General features: G+C 49.2%; 24 protein-coding genes. 9 read left to right on the top strand and 15 right to left on the bottom strand.

Annotation, left to right across the window (positions count from 1 at the left end):
• Positions 1-82 precede the first annotated feature (82 nt).
• Positions 83-979 (top strand): LysR family transcriptional regulator, encoded by an 897-nt coding sequence (locus tag KXU80_RS03680; protein ID WP_219836938.1) that lies wholly within the window; start codon positions 83-85, stop codon positions 977-979.
• Between the two features lie 68 nt (positions 980-1,047).
• On the opposite strand, the gene KXU80_RS27800 is transcribed toward KXU80_RS03680, so the two are convergent.
• Together KXU80_RS27800 and KXU80_RS03675 are read right to left on the bottom strand one after the other, a co-directional pair.
• Positions 1,048-1,179 (bottom strand): response regulator, encoded by a 132-nt coding sequence (locus KXU80_RS27800; protein WP_258171230.1) that lies wholly within the window; start codon positions 1,177-1,179, stop codon positions 1,048-1,050.
• A 174-nt stretch (positions 1,180-1,353) separates the two neighbouring features.
• Positions 1,354-2,157 (bottom strand): class I SAM-dependent methyltransferase, encoded by an 804-nt coding sequence (locus tag KXU80_RS03675; RefSeq protein ID WP_219836937.1) that lies wholly within the window; start codon positions 2,155-2,157, stop codon positions 1,354-1,356.
• 106 nt (positions 2,158-2,263) lie between these two features.
• Between KXU80_RS03675 and KXU80_RS28265 the strand changes: the two genes are divergently transcribed.
• The 7 genes from KXU80_RS28265 to KXU80_RS03645 all read left to right on the top strand — a co-directional run bounded on the left by KXU80_RS28265 (position 2,264) and on the right by KXU80_RS03645 (position 8,704).
• Positions 2,264-2,593 carry an FAD-binding protein gene (locus KXU80_RS28265; RefSeq protein WP_308858181.1) on the top strand — a complete coding sequence of 110 codons (330 nt, stop codon included), beginning with the start codon at positions 2,264-2,266 and terminating at the stop codon, positions 2,591-2,593.
• A complete protein-coding gene (locus tag KXU80_RS03670) occupies positions 2,574-3,578 on the top strand; it encodes an FAD-binding oxidoreductase (protein ID WP_308858180.1) in 1,005 nt (334 codons plus the stop codon). Before KXU80_RS28265 ends, KXU80_RS03670 begins: the two co-directional genes overlap by 20 nt.
• A gap of 15 nt (positions 3,579-3,593) precedes the next feature.
• Positions 3,594-4,736 (top strand): cation:proton antiporter, encoded by a 1,143-nt coding sequence (locus KXU80_RS03665; protein WP_219836936.1) that lies wholly within the window; start codon positions 3,594-3,596, stop codon positions 4,734-4,736.
• A 142-nt stretch (positions 4,737-4,878) separates the two neighbouring features.
• Complete coding sequence (locus tag KXU80_RS03660) at positions 4,879-5,193, top strand: ArsR/SmtB family transcription factor (RefSeq protein ID WP_219836935.1); 315 nt, start codon at positions 4,879-4,881, stop codon at positions 5,191-5,193.
• 14 nt (positions 5,194-5,207) lie between these two features.
• Entirely contained in the window at positions 5,208-6,500 is a 1,293-nt protein-coding gene (locus KXU80_RS03655) for an arsenic transporter (protein ID WP_308858179.1), read from the top strand.
• 43 nt (positions 6,501-6,543) lie between these two features.
• On the top strand, positions 6,544-6,969 hold the full coding sequence (gene arsC / locus KXU80_RS03650; RefSeq protein ID WP_219836934.1) for an arsenate reductase (thioredoxin): 426 nt from the start codon (positions 6,544-6,546) through the stop codon (positions 6,967-6,969).
• A gap of 232 nt (positions 6,970-7,201) precedes the next feature.
• On the top strand, positions 7,202-8,704 hold the full coding sequence (locus KXU80_RS03645; protein WP_219836933.1) for a glycosyltransferase family 4 protein: 1,503 nt from the start codon (positions 7,202-7,204) through the stop codon (positions 8,702-8,704).
• Here KXU80_RS03645 and cyoD read toward each other — a convergent pair.
• The 5 genes from cyoD to KXU80_RS03620 form a co-directional block, all read right to left on the bottom strand.
• Positions 8,701-9,036 (bottom strand): cytochrome o ubiquinol oxidase subunit IV, encoded by a 336-nt coding sequence (gene cyoD / locus KXU80_RS03640; RefSeq protein WP_219836932.1) that lies wholly within the window; start codon positions 9,034-9,036, stop codon positions 8,701-8,703. The genes KXU80_RS03645 and cyoD overlap by 4 nt on opposite strands.
• 1 nt (position 9,037) lies before the next feature.
• Complete coding sequence (cyoC, locus tag KXU80_RS03635; protein ID WP_219836931.1) at positions 9,038-9,652, bottom strand: cytochrome o ubiquinol oxidase subunit III; 615 nt, start codon at positions 9,650-9,652, stop codon at positions 9,038-9,040.
• Positions 9,652-11,640, bottom strand: coding sequence for a cbb3-type cytochrome c oxidase subunit I (locus KXU80_RS03630; RefSeq protein ID WP_374987746.1), 1,989 nt, complete (start codon positions 11,638-11,640; stop codon positions 9,652-9,654). Before KXU80_RS03630 ends, cyoC begins: the two co-directional genes overlap by 1 nt.
• A complete protein-coding gene (gene cyoA / locus KXU80_RS03625; protein WP_219836929.1) occupies positions 11,637-12,680 on the bottom strand; it encodes a ubiquinol oxidase subunit II in 1,044 nt (347 codons plus the stop codon). The genes KXU80_RS03630 and cyoA overlap by 4 nt, the downstream gene beginning before the upstream one ends.
• Before the next feature lie 159 nt (positions 12,681-12,839).
• Positions 12,840-13,088 (bottom strand): hypothetical protein, encoded by a 249-nt coding sequence (locus KXU80_RS03620; protein ID WP_219836928.1) that lies wholly within the window; start codon positions 13,086-13,088, stop codon positions 12,840-12,842.
• A 209-nt stretch (positions 13,089-13,297) separates the two neighbouring features.
• On the opposite strand from KXU80_RS03620, the gene KXU80_RS03615 reads away from it, so the two are divergent.
• Positions 13,298-13,987: a glycosyltransferase family 2 protein gene (locus KXU80_RS03615; RefSeq protein WP_219836927.1), complete on the top strand. Its 690-nt coding sequence runs from the start codon at positions 13,298-13,300 to the stop codon at positions 13,985-13,987.
• Between the two features lie 202 nt (positions 13,988-14,189).
• On the opposite strand, the gene KXU80_RS03610 is transcribed toward KXU80_RS03615, so the two are convergent.
• The 8 genes from KXU80_RS03610 to KXU80_RS03575 all read right to left on the bottom strand — a co-directional run bounded on the left by KXU80_RS03610 (position 14,190) and on the right by KXU80_RS03575 (position 19,578).
• A complete protein-coding gene (locus KXU80_RS03610; RefSeq protein ID WP_219836926.1) occupies positions 14,190-14,933 on the bottom strand; it encodes an SDR family NAD(P)-dependent oxidoreductase in 744 nt (247 codons plus the stop codon).
• A gap of 150 nt (positions 14,934-15,083) precedes the next feature.
• Positions 15,084-15,851 carry an ABC transporter permease gene (locus KXU80_RS03605; RefSeq protein WP_219836925.1) on the bottom strand — a complete coding sequence of 256 codons (768 nt, stop codon included), beginning with the start codon at positions 15,849-15,851 and terminating at the stop codon, positions 15,084-15,086.
• Complete coding sequence (locus KXU80_RS03600) at positions 15,852-16,613, bottom strand: ABC transporter ATP-binding protein (protein WP_219836924.1); 762 nt, start codon at positions 16,611-16,613, stop codon at positions 15,852-15,854.
• A gap of 87 nt (positions 16,614-16,700) precedes the next feature.
• Positions 16,701-17,567, bottom strand: a complete 867-nt coding sequence (locus KXU80_RS03595; protein ID WP_219836923.1) for a pentapeptide repeat-containing protein — start codon at positions 17,565-17,567, stop codon at positions 16,701-16,703.
• Between the two features lie 13 nt (positions 17,568-17,580).
• Complete coding sequence (locus KXU80_RS03590) at positions 17,581-17,910, bottom strand: PadR family transcriptional regulator (RefSeq protein WP_219836922.1); 330 nt, start codon at positions 17,908-17,910, stop codon at positions 17,581-17,583.
• A 144-nt stretch (positions 17,911-18,054) separates the two neighbouring features.
• Complete coding sequence (locus tag KXU80_RS03585; protein ID WP_219836921.1) at positions 18,055-18,369, bottom strand: metal-sulfur cluster assembly factor; 315 nt, start codon at positions 18,367-18,369, stop codon at positions 18,055-18,057.
• 80 nt (positions 18,370-18,449) lie between these two features.
• On the bottom strand, positions 18,450-18,626 hold the full coding sequence (locus KXU80_RS03580; RefSeq protein WP_219836920.1) for a YozQ family protein: 177 nt from the start codon (positions 18,624-18,626) through the stop codon (positions 18,450-18,452).
• A 175-nt stretch (positions 18,627-18,801) separates the two neighbouring features.
• The gene (locus tag KXU80_RS03575; RefSeq protein WP_258171229.1) at positions 18,802-19,578 is read right to left on the bottom strand and encodes a cytochrome c oxidase assembly protein; all 777 of its coding nucleotides are present in this window, start codon (positions 19,576-19,578) and stop codon (positions 18,802-18,804) included.

Here is a 19,578-nt window from a genome sequence, read left to right as displayed (position 1 = left end):
ACAAATACTCATATCTTATAATAAGATATGCTTATTGGGCATTTCATGAACGTGTATGATAAAGCAACAAGGAGGCGTTTAGATGGAAGTTAGAGTTTTGCGTTATTTTCTTACTGTTGCAAGAGAAGGCAGCATTACGGCGGCGGCTGATTTTTTGCATCTTACACAACCAACCCTGTCTAGACAATTAAAAGATCTTGAGCAAGCGCTAGGAAAAAAACTATTTATTCGCAGCAGTCACAGTATCGTTCTTACTGATGAAGGCATGCTCTTAAGAAAGAGAGCCGAAGAAATCGTTGATATGGTCGATAAATTAGAGGCGGAGTTTAGCTCCATGGAAGAAACAATTAGCGGTGATATTTACATAGGCGGCGGGGAAACAGAAGCCATGAAACTGATTGCACGGGTAATTAAAGAATTACAGTTTAGTTATCCAAATATACGGTATCACCTCTATAGCGGAAACGAGGATGATGTAACTGAACGGCTTGACAAGGGATTGCTTGACTTTGGCATATTAATTCAACCAGCCGAAGTATCAAAATACAATTATATCAATATCCCCGCCAAAGATGTCTGGGGCGTTATTATGAGGGAAGACAGTCCCCTTGCTTGGAAAGCTGCCATCCAACCAGCGGATTTAAGAAATGTTCCACTAATCTGTTCAAGACAGGCTATGAAGCAGACGTTTTCTAAAAATGAATTTTCGGATTGGTTTGGCGAGGATTTTGGTAAATTAAATGTCGTGGCTACATACAATCTTGCTTATAATGCTGCGATTATGGTTAAAGAAGGTATTGGTTATGCAATAACGCTTGATAAAATTGTGGATACGTCTCGTGATAGTAACCTTTGTTTTAAATTTCTTCAGCCAAAACTTGAATCTGGTTTAAGTATGGTTTGGAAAAAGCATCAGGTCTTTTCGGCTGCTGCCGATTTATTTTTAAAAGAAATTCAGGCGAAATTAACAAACGTGTAGGCCGCCAACCGGTGTTCTGACTAACCACATAAAAAAAGCCGCCGTCTCCGGCAGGCTTCATGCCCATCTTATTTCTTCTCTTTCTTCTCCTTCATCTTAAACATCGTCTGTGTATGGTCGACAACATAATAGTGCCGCTTCAGCTGATGCTCGGTGAGCTCACCAAGCATCTCATCGTCCTCAGCCAGCAAAATACGCATAATCCCCTTACCTCCTGTTGTGACGAGTCCATAGAACTCAAATATACCAAGGAATTCTGAAATAAACATGAAAAGAAAAAACCCATAACACAGAAAAGGCCGCGATTTACGCGGCCTGTAATGAGATCATATTCTTGTCATCCGACAATGTTTAAGCGCCTCTCGTTATAGCTATCATTGCTGTTTGCGTCCAATGTACATCAAATGTTCAGCTATACTCAGCAAATCTTCGCGCTCGCACACTTGCTCTGCTAAATCGAGCCATGCCGTTACCACTTCTGGTGATTGTCTTAGGAGCTCTGTTTCGCGCATATATAAGAAGCTCTCGCAATTAAGGAGATGAAGCTTTTCCAGGCAAAAAGGCTTGAAAAAAGAAAGCACATCTCTTGGGCGTATGAAGAAATTTTCCGAAAACCCGTATCCCGTAAAATTCTTATCTTCGACTATTGCATGAAGCTGAGAACGATTCTCCTTGTTCAATATCAAGCTTGGGTCCCGAAGTAGATAATCCCATACGAATGAATACGAAGATACAAATGCCACAAACAGTGTCCCGTTTGGCTTTAATTTTCGCAAGCATTCATTAATCGTGACAATCCTGTCGTCCTCTTCCATTAGATGATACATCGGTCCCATGCAGAGAATGTGGTCATATTGGTCATCTTCAATTCCTGATAAGTCTCTGCAATCTACTTGTAATCCTTTCAGAGGCAGTTCAAGTTCTTGTGCCTTCCGCAATGCAAAGTCTACGTTGTTCTGGGAAAGGTCCGCTAAGGTTACCTGGCAGCCGAGCTCCGAAAGGTAAAGGGAATACTTACCAGGACCCCCACCGAGGTCCAACACCTTGTCATTTGGTTGAACATAGCGGGTTATATACCGTTTAGTAAGCTCATATTCGACTTGGTGGCGTTCAAGCCGGTTCCATTCATATTCAACAGTTTCATCATAAAATTTTCGAACAACTTCAAGACTGTCCATGCAATCACTCCTCATTAAAACGTTGTAATAACTGCATTTGCCCACTCCATAGTCGGATGTCCTTCATACGATATAACGTACCATATGCTGGGTCAAGTGTAATTATATGCGCGCACAAGGTTCCCATCCGTCCGAGAAGCGGAAGGCATTCTCTGGAAGTCATTCTTTCACAGGTCAACGAGGCCTTGTCATCGATGTCAGTAAAATGAAGCAAATTCATCTAAATAAAAAGAAAAGCACTGCCATTGTCGGATCGGGCAACACCGTAGGAAGAATAGCTAAAACGCTTGCGCCGCTCGGATATATCGCTCCGTTTGGCGACAGTCCTACCGTAGGGATCGGCGGCATCACGCTAGGCGGAGGAATCGGACCGCTTCAACGGAGGCCTCGTCAGCGACAATTTGATTGCGCTCGAAATGGTAGACGCGAAAGGTAGAGTCATTCGCGCCAACAAGAAACGCAACGCGGATCTCCTGTGGGCTTCCAAAGGGGGCGGCGGCGGTAACTTCGGCGTATACACCAAGTACAAATTCAAACTGCATTCCGCTCCGGAGAAAGCTACGGTATACCGCATCACCTGGCCATGGGATCAATTCCCGGAGGTACTCAAAGCTTGGCAAAAATGGGCGCCCTGCGTGGATAACAGACTGGGCAGCGAGCTGTCGATCGGTCCGAAAAAGGGCGGTAACGTCACCATGAACGGGCTTTTCCTCGGATCCAAGACGGAGGCGCTCCGTCTATTAAAGCCCATGACAAGCATCGGAACGACAACGAGCAAGATCATTCGCTTATTACCTTACCCGAAAGTTGTGGACTTCCTGTTACCTCCTGATCCTATCCTTACGCAAAGGGAAAGCAACCAGTTCTCCAGCGGTTTCGGCCGACATCCGTTCCCGGATAAGGCCATCAAGTCCATGCGTAAGTTCTTAGAGCAGGTAGAAGACGAATTCGCGGGCTTCTTCTTTCTCAACTGGGGCGGAGCCGTAAGCCGCGTAGCGCCTAAAGCGACGGCATTCTACTGGCGGAAAGCGAAATTTTACGTCGAGTGGAACAGCTCATGGACCAAGAAATCCGATGCCGCCAAGAATATTGCCGTCGCTCGCGAAACGCGCCGGAAGCTGCAGCCATATATCGTGGGGTCCTACATCAATGTTCCGGACCAAGGAATCAAAAATTCCGGACCGGTCTACTACGGCGCGAACTATCCTCGTTTGCGGAGAGTAAAAGCGAAATATGATCCGGGAAATGTGTTTAATAATCCGCAAAGTATTCCGCCGGCAGGCCGAAGCAAGGCTAATAATTCGTTAATCCGTTTTTCCTATTTTCCCGGAACGGTGAAATGTGATATAATGAGCCAAATCACATACGGGAACACAAGGTGGAGTCTGTTCAATGAACAGGCTCTTTCTGTGTTTTTTTAGGGAAAGGGTGGACTCATGGCGTTATTCTTACCGTTAATGCTCATCATCTTAAGCACCAAAATCGCAGGAGATATTTCCGTAAGACTAGGGCAGCCATCGGTGTTAGGCAAGCTCGTTATCGGCGTTGTTATCGGGCCCGCCGTGCTCGGCTGGGTTCAAAACTCCGATGTCATTCAAGCATTCAGTCATATTGGAGTATTGCTGCTGATGTTTATGGCTGGTCTTGAAACGGACATCAAGGAGCTTAATAATAATCGCAATTCTTCTATTGCCGTTGCCGTAGGTGGTATTATCCTGCCGTTACTAGGCGGCTATATGACAGGAATTGTACTCGGACTCGGCAATAGCCACGCAATATTTCTAGGCTTGCTGCTCTCTGCTACGTCCGTCAGCATTTCCGTTCAGACATTCCGCGAGCTTGGGCAGCTCAAAAGCCGCGAGAGTACAACTGTTTTAGGTGCAGCGCTTGTCGATGATATTCTAGTCGTCATTACGCTTGCCGTAATGATGAGCTTTTTAACCAACGAGCAAATTAGCATCTCCCTCGTGATCGGAAAGAAAATGATCTTTTTCGCCTTGGTTATTTTGGTTGGCTGGAAAGTCGTTCCGTATATCATGAAAAAGTTCTCCCATCTTAAAATTACCGAGCCGGTTATTAGTACCGCCTTTATGATTTGCCTGTTCTTCTCTTATGGCGCTGAATACTTGGGCATCGCTGGAATTATTGGTGCATTTGCTGCCGGTATTGCCGTTTCCAGAACGGAATTTAAGCATGAAGTAGAGAAAAAAATGGAGCCTATCGCCTACGCTGTGTTTGTGCCAGTCTTTTACGTAAGCATCGGGCTTTCCGTTTCCTTTGAAGGATTTTCCAACCAATTGGGTCTTATTGTTGGGTTGACCCTTGTTGCCGTACTCGCCAAAATAATCGGTGCAGGACTTGGTGCCAGGTTAACCGGCTTCAATATGCATTCTTCACTGATAATCGGCTCTGGCATGGTTTCACGCGGCGAAGTTGCCCTCATTTTAGCCACAACCGGACTTGCTTCAAATCTCGTTAACCGAACCTATTTTACTACCTTGGTAATTGCCGTTATCCTGACCACGATTGCAACGCCACCGCTTCTCAAAGCCTTATATGGCAAGCAATCGGCTTCTTAGCCGCCAGATTTTTGCGCACTAACGTTTAGATAGCTGAATGCAGTTATAATATCAGTATGCAGTTATATAATTGTTTACTTATATAATCAGTCGTGTATAATACAAACGTAGAGGCAAGGAATGGAAAGGAGTGTGGATGAACATGCAATCCATCGAAGAAGTGTCTGAATCCCTAAAGCTTCTCTCCGATAAAACCAGATTGACGATCATGGCGCTGCTCCGGCATAAAGAAATGTGCGTCTGCGATATCGTCGATTTATTGGAGGCTTCACAACCTAACGTCAGCCAGCATTTGAAAAAACTCAAAACGGGCGGTCTAATCAATGAAGAGCGGCGAAGCCAGTGGGTTTATTATTCTTTAAATGTAGAAGATAAGCCTTATTTGAAGCAGGTTATCGAACATCTTCCTTCGCTGGAGGAACAAATCAATGCTATGAAATCACAAGGCTGTACCTAATTTCAGGAGGCACTATGCTGGCTATTGCGTCGATCATTTTTCTCATTACGTTAGTATTTGTTATCTGGCAGCCTAAAGGCCTTAACATCGGCTGGTCTGCTTGCGGCGGCGCTGTTATCGCCTTAATCTGCGGTGTCGTCCATTTTCACGATGTATGGGACGTAACCCAGATTGTTTGGAACGCCACACTTGCGTTCGTGGCCGTTATTCTGATTTCGCTCATACTCGATGAGATTGGTTTCTTCGAGTGGGCAGCGCTTCACATGGCTCGGTTCGCCAAGGGGAACGGGAATCTCATGTTCGTCTATGTGATCTTGCTTGGCGCCGCGGTTGCTGCATTCTTCGCAAATGACGGTGCAGCGCTCATCTTGACGCCAATCGTCCTGGCAATGGTTAGAGCGCTGAAGTTTGATGAACGCATGATTCTTCCCTTCATCATGGCGAGTGGATTCATCTCCGATACAGCTTCGCTGCCGCTGGTCGTCAGCAACCTCGTGAACATTGTGTCGTCAGACTTCTTCGGCGTAGGATTTGCGGAGTATGCCAGCCGGATGATCGTTCCGACGCTCTTCTCGGTCGCTGCCAGCTTGCTGGTGCTCTTCCTTTTCTATCGGAGCAGCATACCGAAGCATTATGACCTGACTCAGCTGAAGAAACCGGTCGATGCGATTAAGGACATCAGATTATTCAAGATCTCTTGGATCATCCTTGCCGTTCTTCTCATCGCATATTTAACGAGTGAATTTATTGAGGTTCCGGTATCCATTTTTGCAGGCGCAGCAGCACTCGTCTTCTTGTTCCTTGCTAGGCGGAGCCGGGTAATCCATACCTGGAAGCTTGTAAAAGGAGCACCATGGGCCGTGGTTGTCTTCTCTATCGGTATGTACGTCGTCGTTTATGGTCTTCGAAACGTTGGCTTGACAGATGAGCTCGGCAAGCTCTTCAAATGGACGGGTGAGCAAGGCTTGTTCGTCGCAACGGTAGGTTCCGGCTTCATTGCGGCCATTCTCTCCTCCATCATGAACAATATGCCGACCGTCATGATCGATGCGCTGGCCATTCACGGTATGAACAAGGCGGGCATATTTCGTGAAGCGTTCATCTATGCGAATGTGATCGGTTCCGATTTGGGCCCCAAGATTACACCGATCGGATCGCTCGCCACCCTGCTTTGGCTGCATGTACTGTCGAGCAAAGGCGTGAAGATCTCCTGGGGCGCTTACTTCAAGACCGGCATTATTCTAACGGTCCCGGTGTTGTTCATTACGCTATCCGGGCTTTATCTATGGCTTAAAGTCTTAGGCTGATTTCTCGCTAACTCACCATTCAATCCTAAAGGGGTAATTCAAAATGAGTAACAAACCACTTGTCTATTTCTTATGCACCGGTAACTCTTGCCGCAGTCAAATCGCCGATGGCTTCCTGAGCGCCCTCGGAGGCGACAAATACGAAGTGAAAAGCGCAGGGCTTGAAGCACACGGATTAAATCCTCGCGCCGTTCAAGTCATGGAGGAAGCCGGCATCGATATCAGCGGCAATAGCTCCAATGTTATCGATACGGAGACGTTAAACCGAGCAACTTACGTCGTTACGCTTTGTGGACATGCCGACGAACATTGCCCTGTGATCATGAACAAGAATGTTATCAAATGGCACTGGGGCTTCGAAGACCCTGCGAAAGCAATTGGAACTGAAGAAGAAATCATGGTTCAGTTCAGAAACACTCGAGACGCCATTAAAGCCCGTATCGAGCAATTCCTAGTAGACGGTAAATAAGCATATAGGCGAATCGCTAGATAGAACTAATAATTGAACGGACACAACAAAACAAGGAGCAAGCTGCCCTAACTAGCAGCTGCTCCTTGTTTGCATAATAGCTGCTATACCATTGATCCTGCCGCCAGCTCGGCGAAAGGAAAGACGGCTGGGGCGCCCTCGACAATTTCGGCAGGCGCACATATGATAACCCAGCAGCTTGCAGAAGTATAGCGTTTACCGAAGGTGTGCTATGAAGAGGAAGCGGAAAATCCGTTCGGCATCCGTCAAACAGAGCCGGCCATCACCTACAAGTAAAGCGGCAAAGAAGGCCAAGCGAAGCGCCGTCCATCCGGCGCGTCCGAGGCGCAAATTGCGAACCTCGAAGAAAACGGGGCGTCTAAGGCATCGCTCCGGAGGAAAACGGTCTGCACGCCGGAGACTGAAGTTCGCTGCAGCGCAGTCCGCGGTTCTGCATGCGCCTGCGCTGCAGCTGCCCGAAGCCCGGCCTTTCGAGGCTCAGCCCCCCAATGAACGCCAGCAGTCTGGCGAACGGCTTTCCATCCTTTATGTCGTCCATACCTTTTATCCGGAGTCTTACACCGGAACCGAGAAATTCGTGCTGAACGTGGCCAGAAGCATGCAGGAGCGAGGCCATCGCGTAAAAGTCGTGACTTACAGCGGTCAGCTTTCGGAGCAGGCCACTTCCCCGGACGAAATCGCGAGCGAAGAATACGTCTATGACGGCGTACCGGTACTGGCCTATCGGATCCAGGCGGCAGATCCGGCCCAATCGGCTACGAACGTCGAAGAACCCCGGCTGTCGGCGTGGGCGGAAGCCGTCCTGATCCGGGAGCAGCCGAACTTGATTCACATCGCGCATGCCATGCGCGGCATCGAGTTCGTGCAGGCCGCCCGCAGGCTGGGAATCCCGTATGTCATGACGTTAACGGACTATTGGTCCATATGCCCGCGTTCGATTTTGGTGCGGGTCGACAAACAGCTCTGCGCCGGGCCGGAAGGCGGGCTGGCCTGTATGGCCCATTGCCAGATTCCGCAAGCAAGCGAACGCCTCCTCACGCTCGCGCCCCTGCTTCATGGCGCGCAGCGCATCTTCTCGCCGTCCGCTTTTCTGGCTTCCTACACCCAGCATGTGCTGCCTTCGCTCCGGATTGAAGTGCTTCCCCACGGGATGCGGCGGGAGACGCTTGTCCCGAACGCCAAAACATATCGGACTGGCGCCCCGATTACGCTCGTCTACGGCGGATCGTTAAACGAACATAAAGGCGTTCACGTTCTACTTCAAGCGATGTCCTTGGTGCCGTACCGCCGGCTCAGGCTGCATCTCTACGGTTCCGGCAAGCCGGAATATGCGGAGGTGCTGAAGCGGATGGCGTCCGGAGATCGGCGCATTTCGTTTCGCGGCACGTACACCGAATCGGAACTCCCTCGCATTTACCAAGAAGCCGATATCGCCGTCGTGCCTTCAATCTGGTACGAGAATTATCCGCTCGCCCTTCACGAAGCGCTGGCATCGCATTTGCCGGTAATCGCCTCCAACGTAGGCGGAATGTCCGAGAAAATCGTCGACGGACTTAACGGTTATACGTTCCGCGTGGGCGATGCCCGTCATTTGGCGGAGCGTCTTCGCATGCTGCTCCGCAAGCCGAAGCTGATCAATGCCTTAAGGGCTGGGGCGATCTCCGGGTCTCTCCAATCCCAATCTTGCCGGATGTTCAGTAGTAAATTTCTCTAATACATGTTATGATCCATAATCCAAATGGAACCGTAAACGACAACGGCTACAATGAACAGACCGAGAATGAGCGTTATGAGGTTATAACGCGGGCGCTCCTCTTCCCGCAAGTGCATGAAGAACAGCAGCTGCACGAGAAATTGCAAAGCCGCCGTAATCAGAAGCACAAGGAACGTTGCCGTTTTCCCGAACCAGTCATCCACAACAGCAAGGATCGGGATAATCGTCAGGATGATGGAGAGGGCAAATCCGATTACATATTCCTTCAGTGATCCGTGATGCTTGACATGACTACCATGGTCTCCATGTCCGATTGTGTTGTGCTGCGCCAAGTCAACTCACCCCCAATAAGTAAACGAACGTGAATACGAATATCCATACGGCATCCAAGAAGTGCCAATATAAACTCGTAATATGTACTTTTCGCTGCGTGACGGGTGTTATGCCGTGCCGGCTCAGCTGTATGATCAATGCGGTGATCCAGCAGATTCCGAGTGAGACATGCATCCCGTGCGTACCGACAAGCGTGAAGAAACCGGATAGAAACGCGTTGGAATGAATCGTATGCCCCTCGTCCACGAGCTTCAAGAATTCCGTTACTTCCATCCCGATAAAGCAGGCACCGAGCAGGATCGTCACAAGCAGCCAGCCGATCAGTCCTTTCCGGCTTCCCGCGTTCAAAGCCAGCACGGCCAAACCGCTGGTAAAGCTGCTCGTCAGCAGAATGAACGTTTCGACGATGACGCCGGGCAGTTCGAAGATTTCTTTCGCCCCGGGTCCGCCTGCCGTATTTTCGTGAAGCACGAAATAGGTAGCAAACAGCGTAGCGAACAAAATGCAGTCGGTGATAAGAAAGATCCAGAAGCCGAACTTTCGAAGCTCCTCCAAATCGTGATGGCCTTCATGGCCGCCCTCATGCGCAAAAGGTTGATGGTGAGCGTGCGCCATTAGACAATCCTCCCTGCTTTTGCTTCCGTACGTTTAATTTCGTCTACAGGAATATAGTAATCGGTATCGTAGTTGAACGAATGTGCCAGCATGGTTAAGGCAATGCCGATAAAGCCGGGAATTGCAATCCAGAGCCAGTGAAACACAAGACCAAAGCCGACCGTAAACCAGCAGATGGCTTGAATAAAAGGGATCGGCGAGTTTTTCGGCATATGGATAGGCTCGAGCTTCGGCCTCGCCTTTGGCGCTTTCCCTGCGGCGATTCGCTCCTTCTCCTCCCACCAGTCATCTCGGTCGGTAACGACTGGTATTGTCGCGAAGTTATAGAGAGGCGCCGGTGATGGGATGGACCATTCCAGCGTGCGGGCACCCCACGGATCGCCAGTGGTGTCCTTTTCCATAAACTTAATGCTGTGCGCGATCTGCCATACTTGGAACAGGAAGCCGAGTCCCATGAGGAAGCCGCCAATGGTTGACGTGAAATTCATCGCCCACCAGCCTTTGTCCCAGCCGTAAGAACTAAGCCGGCGGGTCATGCCGTCGAGACCGACAAAATACTGAGGCATGAAGCATACATAGAAACCGATGTTCCATATCCAGAACGCCCACTTGCCAATGGGTTCATTGAGCTTGAAGCCGAATATTTTCGGCCACCAGTAATACAAGCCCGCAAAGTAGCCGAAAACGGCCCCGCCGATGAGTACCTGATGGAAGTGGGCAATGAGGAAATAGCTGTTATGGAACTGGAAATCCGCTGGCGCTGCCGAGAGCATTACGCCGGTCATGCCTCCGACGACGAAGCACGGAATGAATCCGAGCGTCCAAAGCATCGGCGTTTGGAACGTTATCCGCCCGCGGTACATCGTAAACAGCCAGTTGAAAATTTTCACACCTGTCGGAATCGCAATGATCATCGTTGTAATCGCAAAGAAGAGATTGACGTCGGCTCCTGAGCCCATCGTAAAAAAGTGGTGGAGCCATGTAAAATACGCCAAGAGACTAATGCTGAGCATCGCGAACACCATGGATCCGTAACCGAACAAGCGCTTCCTCGAGAAGGCCGCCACGACTTCCGAGAACACACCGAAGGCTGGCAGAACGATGATGTACACTTCCGGGTGGCCCCACATCCATATCAGGTTGACGTACATCATGGCGTTGCCGCCGCCGTCCGTCGTAAAGAAGTGCGCGCCAAGAAAGCGGTCCAGGAACACCAGTGCAAGCGTGACCGTCAGGACTGGGAACGCGACAATAATCGCAATGCAGCTTGAGAGCACGGACCACGTAAATATCGGCACCCTCGACCAGGTCATCCCGGGGGCGCGCATCTTCACAATGGTGACAATGAAGTTAATTCCCGTCATTAGAGACCCGATCCCGGAAATTTGAACGCCCCAGATATAGAAGTCTTCACCCACGCCCGGGCTTCCCGTCAGCTCCGAAAGCGGCGGATACGACAGCCAGCCGGCATTCGCCGAACCGCCGATAACGAAGGACATGTTAAACAGCATCGCGCCCATGAAAAACAGCCAGAAGCTCAGCGAGTTGAGGAACGGGAACGCGACGTCGCGCGCGCCCAGCTGCAGCGGCACGGCAATGTTGAATAAGCCGAACATCAGCGGCATCGCCATGAAAAATATCATTTCGACGCCATGGGTCGTGAAGACCTCGTTATAGTGCTCCGGCGATAAAAACTTCAGATCGGGAAAGGCAAGCTGCGTCCGCATCAGCAGCGCATCGACGCCGCCGCGGAACAGCATAAGCAGCGATGCGATGATATACATAATCCCGACGCGTTTATGATCGACTGTCGTCAGCCACTCACGCCAGAGCCAGTCCCATTTTCTGAAATAGGTGAGCACGAAGATAATCGCCACCGTCGTCAGCACGATCGCCACATCCGCCCCGTAAATCAACGGGTCGCCCGTGACAAAGAACCATGAGACGAAATCCTTTATTGAATCAATCACGGAAGCCCCTCCTCTCATTTGCCATGATTCATGTGCATGTTGTGCGAGTTATAATCGGATTGCCCGAAGCTTCTGACGTCAGGGGCATCCTTCTGCGCGTTATTTCCGGGCGGCAGCTGACCGTTTTTCGAATGTTCCGTATGTTCGGCTTTCTTTTCTTCACTAAGCGTTCTGGCCCTAATCGTATATCCCGGAGGCGCTCCGCGGCTCGTCGAGTATTCATGGACGATTCGCTCGAACAAACCTGACGGAATAGATGCAAAGGTGAGCCGGTCCGAAGTCCCTTGCGCCGCAAGCTGCTGATACCCCTCTTCGGATAATGCTTTCCCTTTAGCCTTCGACTCTGCCACCCATTGATCGAAATCCGCCTTCGAAGTGGCTTTGGCGGTAAAACCCATTTTCGCGAAATCGCGGCCCGTAAAATTGGCTCCTGTCCCCATATAATTACCGGGTTCATCGGCTTGAAGATACAATGTTGTTGCCATGCCGGACATCGTGTAAATCATTCCTCCAAGCTGCGGCACCCAGAACGAGTTCATCGGGCCGTCCGCGGTAAGCTCGAACTTAATCGGCGTTCGCTCCGGAATGACCAGATAGTTGACGGTTGCGATCCCTTGCTCCGGATACTGGAACAGCCATTTCCAGTCCAGCGACGTTACCTGGACCGTGATCGCCTTTTTGTCAGACGCAATCGGTTTAGCTGGATCCAGCGCGTACGTGTATCGTGCAGTCACAATGCCCACGACCAAGATGACGGCGATCGAGATGCCCCACCAGAGGATTTCCAGTTTGGTGCTGTGGGACCATATCGGCTGGTACGGCGCATTGTTGTCCTTCTTGTTACGGAAACGCCAGATAATCCAAGCCGTAATCACTAACACCGGAACCACGATAATGAGGCAAAGCAGTGTTGTGATATAGATCAAGTCACGTTCCTGGCTGCCGATCGGACCCTTCGGATCGAAGACAATCATCGACTTGCAACCTGATGTAAGTAAAACGGTGCTTACCAAGACGCCGATTGTGGCGGGCAGCCGCAAGAGCTTTGAAGTATTCATAAGTTCTTCCTCATCTCCTAAACATCACCTTGGATTCACTTATTTATCCCCCGAATACCGAACCAATATTACAGCGGCTTTAGCTGCAGGTCATTTCAATAAAATAAGGACTGCTCCAATGTGAAGGAATCAGCCCTTAAACGATTCATATGCAGTTATTTATTCGGATTCAGTCTTGCGTTTATGCACGAGATTTATCGCTGTACCAATCATGTAGATGAACACGCTGCCCACCAAAAAGCCGATTCCAGCCATTAATAGCCTGTTATTGTCACTGAAATCACTATAATTGGAGACACACAAAATGCCGCCTACTATAAGCGCTACCCATGCAGCGATTTTCATGGTTCGAAACAGTGAGTTCCCCTCACGTTCTGTTTTTTGTTCAGCTGCAGATTTCGTCGTCATGAACGTTTCACTTCCTCATAGATAGTAGCTGTTGTACGCTTTCCTACATATTATTAACACAGTGCGAACGAATGATTCGTCTCCCCGCTCCGTTGACGGCGTATGCAATATCATTAATACGCCGTGCCTTGCGAGACAGATCGCTCATATCCTACAAAGAATGCCTATGGCAGCAAGCCTGAACTTACGCTAAATGGAGATGAAGACCCATGATTACCGTTATTACTTGCACGATCAGATCCTCGTGCATCGACAACGTGTTCAAAAACTATGACCGGCAGCTGTGGAAGGACAAGAAAATGATTATCGTTCTGAACAATAACAAACTGGACATCGAGCGCTACCAAAAACGGGCCAGCCACTACCGGGATAACGAGATTCGGGTTTTTCAACTCCCGCAGAAATACAAGCTCGGAAAATGCTTGAACTACGCCATCAAGCGGGCAGACAAAGGTCTCGTCGCCAAGTTCGACGATGACGATTATTACGGCCCCAAGTTCCTGAGGGAAGCCGCCCGCGCCATCAAAGGGGGCAAAGCGGGCATCGTCGGCAAGCACACGTCATTTATCTATTTCAAAGCGAAGCGGGCGTTGATGCTGTATCGTCCCGGCGGAGAACGGACCTACACGCGAAGCGTCAAAGGCGGCACACTTGTCTTCCGGAGATCGGTTTGGAAGCGAGTCCCGTTTCCAGAATTCAAGAAAAACGGTACAGATGCCGGCTGGCTAGGACGATGCTTCCGCAGAGGTATTCGGACCTATTCCTTGTCCAAGAAGCATTACGTATGTATCCGCGGCAAAAAGTCCAGCAACCATACGCAGAAGAAGAGCATGCGCCGTTACATGTCACAATGCAAACTCGTGCGCAAGACAAAACATTATCGCCGTTACGTGAATTAACGGGACTGGGCTACCTACCGAAATGGGGGGAGCCCAAATCCGTAGAACGAGATCTGGTGTTTCTCCGGGAACAACAGCGATCGGAAGAACATGCGACCCGCGCAATTAGGTACGGTAACTAAGATAGGGTAAGAAATACGGGGGCACCCATCGTCATCTTTTGATGACTTTTGGGACACCCCCTTCATAAAATTCCACAAGCTTACCACTTGCCGGCGTTCTGACCACCATCGACGTGAAGAATTTCTCCAGTCACGAAACTTGCAGATTCCAAATACAGGACAGCTTCAACGATATCGGACACTTCGCCCATTCGACCTAGCGGATGAAAATTAGCCAAGAAATCGTGCGTTTCAGGCGCATGCATCGGTGTTTTGGTAACTCCAGGTGCGACTGCATTCACGCGAATGCCCTTGTCCGCATATTCAATCGCCAGCGATTTCGTTGCCGCATTCAGGCCGCCTTTGGTTAACGCAGCCAGTATAGCTTGCATTTCTTTCATAGGCTGTTCTGCGCCCCCGCTTGCTGTGATGTTGACGATATGGCCGGCGCCTCTCTTCAGCATCGCGGTTAGAACGTGCTGGGTAACGTAGAAGAATCCTGCCATATTAGTTGACATTACAGATTCGAATTGGTCCTGAGTGATATCCGTGGTCGCTCCCCCGATGAAAATACCAGCGTTGTTTACTAGCGTATCAATATGCCCGTAGCGTGCGAGTCCTTCGTTAACTACCCGCTCAGCTGTTTTAGGATCACCAATATCTCCAGCAACGACAACTATGTGCGCGCCGGTTGGATCGATTTCTTTTGCAGTCTCTGCTAGCGCTTGCTCGCGTCGACCATTGATAACTACATTTCCTCCACGTTTCACCCATTCAATTGCGATTGCCTTTCCCATACCACTGCTTGCACCTGTAACGACAGCAACTTTACCTTGAAAACTCAATTGTTCACTCTCCTTTCTTCTTTTACAGAGTGCCCTGAAAATGTAAATTAATGTATTGCTGTGAAATGACTAAATGACGTCGATTGGTGCATTAGCGCACAAAAAAAGCCCGCGTTTACTGCGGACTTCATTCGGACATTGTCTCCTGCTTCACACTCTCTTCTTATACACCCTCATCGCAATGAAATAGGCTGCGAACAATATCCCGACACACCACGCAAGAGCGATCCATATGTCATTGCCTACCGGCTGATTTAACAATAGTGCACGGATGGCTTCCACAATCGAGGTCACCGGCTGATTTTCGGCAAAGGCTCGAACGACCTTCGGCATCGATTCGGTCGGCACAAACGCTGAGCTGATAAATGGCAGGAAGATGATCGGGTAGGAAAATGCGCTTGCGCCATCCACCGATTTGGCTGAAAGTCCGGCAATCGCCGCGACCCAAGTTAATGCCAGTGTGAACACGGCAAGTATGCCCCCTACTGCAAGCCATGACAATATCCCCGCCGGCGAACGAAAGCCCATAATCAATGCTACGATGATGATGACGACAACCGAGATGGCGTTAGACACTAGCGAGGTCAGCACGTGCCCCCACAATAAGGTGGAGCGTGAAATCGGCATGGAATGAAACCGCTCGAATATGCCCCGTTGTACATCGGTAAACAAGCGGAAAGCCGTGTAGGATATCCCGCTGGCAATAGCAATCAGCAATATGCCAGGCAACAGGTAATTCACATAGTTATCCGCTCCGGTTTGAATGGCACCGCCGAACACATAGACAAACAGCAGCATCATCGCGATCGGCATGATGGTGACCGAAATAATCGTGTCCATACTGCGGGAAATATGGCGCATGGAACGTCCAAGCATAACGCTTAGATCGCTGAAGAAATGTTTCTTTACCGCCTCCATTTATTTCGCCTCCTTTTTGCCGACTATGGAAAGGAATATTTCTTCTAAAGACGGCTGTTTCTCCACGTACTCCACCTTTGCGGATGGGAACAACTTCTTTAGATCCGACAGCGTGCCGCTGGCGATAATCTTGCCCTCATGCAGGATGGCAATTCGGTCGGCAAGCTGCTCGGCTTCCTCCAAATACTGCGTGGTCAAGAATACCGTCGTGCCGCCGCCCGCAAGCTCCTTGACAATCTTCCAAACCTCGATACGTGCCTCGGGGTCAAGCCCAGTGGTTGGCTCGTCGAGGAAAATAATCTGCGGTTGACCCACAAGGCTCAGGGCGATGTCAAGCCTCCGACGCATCCCGCCTGAATAAGTTGACGCTCTGCGGTCGGCGGCGTCTGTCAGGCCGAAGCGGTTGAGCAAATCGTCCGCAACCTGACGCGGATTTTTGAGGTATCGCAGCTTGGCAATCATGATCAGATTTTCCCGTCCGGTCAAAATTTCGTCCACGGCGGCAAATTGACCAGTCAGACTGATCGCCTGACGCACATGGTCGGGTTTTGCCGCAACATCGAATCCGTTTACGGTAGCGGTTCCATTGTCTTGTTTCAGCAGCGTGGTGAGGATTTTGACAACTGTTGTTTTGCCTGCTCCGTTAGAGCCAAGCAGGGCGAAAATACTGCCCTTTTCCACCTCGAAATCTACGCCCTTAAGGACTTGCAGCTGCTTGTAGGACTTTTGCAAACCTATCACTTGAATCGACTTGTTTGGCATACTTCCCCTCCTAAGCGTTTTGTAAAAAACGCAACTTCGTAAGCATATCCTAAGCGTTTTGTAAAAAACGCAACTTCGTAAGCATCCTTATCGAATCGTAACTTTGGACAAATCGGCCCCCATGCCTTTGAGCGCAGCATAGGTCAGTTTATCCATGACTGCATCGTCAAAACAGATGGTTTTGATGGAACGGTAATACTTATTGGTCAACGAGAAGTACGCCTGGAAAGACACATTCTTGAGCGTAGCGCCCCTAAACGAAACTTCGTTTAATGCCGACTTGTCAAACTTAACGCCGATAAAGGTTTGCCCGTCAAAACGAAGCCCGCTCAGATCGGCATATTTGAAGACCACGCCGTCAAAGATACAACCTTCAAAGATTGTTTTTCTAAGGTCCGTCTTTGTTAGTGTGACGTCAGTCAGTTTTGCGCCAGTGAATTTTGCGCCGTCCAGCCCCGATACGCTGAAGTTGGTGCGTACTAGGATCGATTCCTTGAAGCTCGCATTTGAAAGGTCATTGGCGGATATCGTGCAGTCGGTCAGATTCGCGCCGTCGAAATTGGCTTCGCGCATGTCGCTGCTCTTAAACGAACTTCCGGTCAAGTCTGCTCTCGCAAAATCGGAACCGCGTAATGCGCTGGCATTAAATTGTCCCTTATGCGCGATAACGCCCGCAAAGTCGCTCTTCGCCAGGTTGCTCGCGCTAAAGTTCGTCACCACCTGCCGCTCAAGAGAGCGGGAAAGGTTAGCAACCTCCAGTACCGTTTGCTCAATGTCGCCAATGCTGTCAATGGTCATCTCAAAAGCAGTTTCATCGTCCTTGCCTTCGGCTTTGAGTTCACGGAACCGCTCCTGCAAATCGAAGAGCAGGTCGGTCTTTAATTCGGCTGCGCTTTTCACACCATCATACGGTGCGAAAACACCGTTCAAGTAGTTCGTCAATTTCTCATTCATAACATCCATCTCCTTATAATAAATTTTCAAGTACGCGTTTTGCATACTCCCAGTTGCTTTTGTTGCGGGCGTGAGACTCCCTGCCCTTGTCGGTTATTCTAAAATACTTGCGACGACCGCCTTGTGATTCGTCACCCCAATACCATTCGATATCACCTTCGACCTCAAGACGCCGAACGCTGGAGTACATGGTTGCTTCCTTTAGTTCGTATTCACCGTCCGAGCGCTCCGCAATCAACTTGACAATCTCGTAGCCGTACCTGTCAGCTTCGGATAAGAGCCGTAAAATCATCGTATCGGTATGTCCGCGCAGCAGATCGGATGTAATTTTGTTCTCGCTCATTAAATCACCTCCGCAATTAAATAATACGTCATACTACTATGACTGTCAAGGTAGTGTTATAAATAAAATACTTTGTCTGAAAATGATGCCAAAAAAAAGCCCGCGATTTCCGCGGACTTCAATCAGAATATTCCTGGGCCTAGGTTAGGTCACTGCCATTTGCCTGGAACGAATCTGTTCTCTTGCTTCATCGTTCATTCGTGCAGGTGTCCATTTCGGTTCAAACACGAGCTTTACCTCGACTTGTACAACCCCTTCGACCGATTCGGCTGCCCTTTTAACATCCGCTACGATTTGGTCCACCAAAGGACATTCGGGAATAGTGAGCGTCATTTCGATGACGACTTTCCCATTTTCCATTGCCTCGATGCCGTATACAAGTCCGAGGTCAACGATATTTACACCGATTTCAGGATCAATCACTTCTTCAAGTGCAGTCATAATCCGCTCTTCATTCATGGGCAGCACAGCACATCCTTGCGTGGTTTAGTTTGGAACGTTTAGTTATGGGCCGGGCCCAAAGAGCCGACTAGCCGATGCTATTTCATTTTATTTTTTTTGCCGCTTGAATCATGGCCTTCTTTTTCGACCTTGATTTGTCTATCTTGTAGAATGATTACGCCATCGCTCGTGCCGGCCATATAAACATCTGAAACCATTTCATGCGTTAGTGCACTGCCTTCCAACTGGCCATTGGTTAACTTTTTTTTCGACATTGCTTTGAGCCCCTTTATTGAACACTTTAATGGGTTGATTTCATTGCTTCCAATTTCATGGACTTTCGACTGTATGCACGACAAGCGAATTTAACCCTCAACGAAGTTTAGTATCACCTTTCGTGTTTAGATTATGATAAAACCGGAATTCAATACGGAGCATGAATTGCTTGCGTTATATGCTTCGGGATGAAATCCTGTATTTGTACCAATGAAAACAAAAAAGCACGATAAGCAACAATTCAATGACATCACCGCCGTAATACATGAGTATCGCTGCCGCCTCCGCTTGCTCAACGGGTACTCCGATGGGAGGCGAACCATATAACCATTTAGATAAGATACTATGACCGGCTATCGCCAGAATGAGTACAATTGCCCTGTATTTAAAGCTAAACCGGCGAGAAACCGGATCCAAATAAATGATCGATGACGTAAATAGATATCCGGCAAGGAATAGATGAATATGAACGACGTCATAAACCATATCGCTGTTATGCATGGCTTCATATAAACCGGTTGTGTATAATGCCCAGAGCCCTCCGATATTAAGAAGCGCAGCTACCACCGGATGCATGACCAAATGAAAGTACCTCATATGCCTCACTCTTACAAAACGCCGAGCCAACGAAATCGGCAGAGACCGTAACATCAATGTTACGGGAGAAGCCATCACGATAAACAAAGGCGCGAGCATCCCTAACAATAAGTGACCTGCCATATGGATCGTAAAACTCTCATGCGCATACGCTACCAACGGCCCGTCAACAGTCAATGCGGCGCTCCAGATACCCGCAGCCCAGCAAAAGGTCCGATATACCGGCCATTTGCGGAAACGGCGATGGGTGATAGCAGCAGCAGCGATGTACAAAATCGTAAGAACGGTAAACAACATCATCAGCATAGGATCAAACGACATATCACCGCTAGGACCAGAGCTCATATGGTGCAT

This window comes from Paenibacillus sp. R14(2021), from assembly GCF_019431355.1.
Lineage (GTDB): Bacteria > Bacillota > Bacilli > Paenibacillales > Paenibacillaceae > Paenibacillus_Z.
This window is presented reverse-complemented; position numbering and strand designations above follow the sequence as displayed.

Bases quoted from the DNA above. Each gene is read 5' to 3' on its own strand.
- KXU80_RS03680 (WP_219836938.1), top strand. From the start codon at position 83: ATGGAAGTTAGAGTTTTGCGTTATTTTCTTACTGTTGCAAGAGAAGGC.
- KXU80_RS27800 (WP_258171230.1), bottom strand. From the start codon at position 1,179: ATGCGTATTTTGCTGGCTGAGGACGATGAGATGCTTGGTGAGCTCACC.
- KXU80_RS03675 (WP_219836937.1), bottom strand. From the start codon at position 2,157: ATGGACAGTCTTGAAGTTGTTCGAAAATTTTATGATGAAACTGTTGAA.
- KXU80_RS28265 (WP_308858181.1), top strand. From the start codon at position 2,264: ATGCGCGCACAAGGTTCCCATCCGTCCGAGAAGCGGAAGGCATTCTCT.
- KXU80_RS03670 (WP_308858180.1), top strand. From the start codon at position 2,574: ATGGTAGACGCGAAAGGTAGAGTCATTCGCGCCAACAAGAAACGCAAC.
- KXU80_RS03665 (WP_219836936.1), top strand. From the start codon at position 3,594: ATGGCGTTATTCTTACCGTTAATGCTCATCATCTTAAGCACCAAAATC.
- KXU80_RS03660 (WP_219836935.1), top strand. From the start codon at position 4,879: ATGCAATCCATCGAAGAAGTGTCTGAATCCCTAAAGCTTCTCTCCGAT.
- KXU80_RS03655 (WP_308858179.1), top strand. From the start codon at position 5,208: ATGCTGGCTATTGCGTCGATCATTTTTCTCATTACGTTAGTATTTGTT.
- arsC (WP_219836934.1), top strand. From the start codon at position 6,544: ATGAGTAACAAACCACTTGTCTATTTCTTATGCACCGGTAACTCTTGC.
- KXU80_RS03645 (WP_219836933.1), top strand. From the start codon at position 7,202: ATGAAGAGGAAGCGGAAAATCCGTTCGGCATCCGTCAAACAGAGCCGG.
- cyoC (WP_219836931.1), bottom strand. From the start codon at position 9,652: ATGGCGCACGCTCACCATCAACCTTTTGCGCATGAGGGCGGCCATGAA.
- KXU80_RS03630 (WP_374987746.1), bottom strand. From the start codon at position 11,640: ATGAGAGGAGGGGCTTCCGTGATTGATTCAATAAAGGATTTCGTCTCA.
- cyoA (WP_219836929.1), bottom strand. From the start codon at position 12,680: ATGAATACTTCAAAGCTCTTGCGGCTGCCCGCCACAATCGGCGTCTTG.
- KXU80_RS03620 (WP_219836928.1), bottom strand. From the start codon at position 13,088: ATGACGACGAAATCTGCAGCTGAACAAAAAACAGAACGTGAGGGGAAC.
- KXU80_RS03615 (WP_219836927.1), top strand. From the start codon at position 13,298: ATGATTACCGTTATTACTTGCACGATCAGATCCTCGTGCATCGACAAC.
- KXU80_RS03605 (WP_219836925.1), bottom strand. From the start codon at position 15,851: ATGGAGGCGGTAAAGAAACATTTCTTCAGCGATCTAAGCGTTATGCTT.
- KXU80_RS03600 (WP_219836924.1), bottom strand. From the start codon at position 16,613: ATGCCAAACAAGTCGATTCAAGTGATAGGTTTGCAAAAGTCCTACAAG.
- KXU80_RS03595 (WP_219836923.1), bottom strand. From the start codon at position 17,567: ATGAATGAGAAATTGACGAACTACTTGAACGGTGTTTTCGCACCGTAT.
- KXU80_RS03590 (WP_219836922.1), bottom strand. From the start codon at position 17,910: ATGAGCGAGAACAAAATTACATCCGATCTGCTGCGCGGACATACCGAT.
- KXU80_RS03585 (WP_219836921.1), bottom strand. From the start codon at position 18,369: ATGAATGAAGAGCGGATTATGACTGCACTTGAAGAAGTGATTGATCCT.
- KXU80_RS03580 (WP_219836920.1), bottom strand. From the start codon at position 18,626: ATGTCGAAAAAAAAGTTAACCAATGGCCAGTTGGAAGGCAGTGCACTA.
- KXU80_RS03575 (WP_258171229.1), bottom strand. From the start codon at position 19,578: ATGCACCATATGAGCTCTGGTCCTAGCGGTGATATGTCGTTTGATCCT.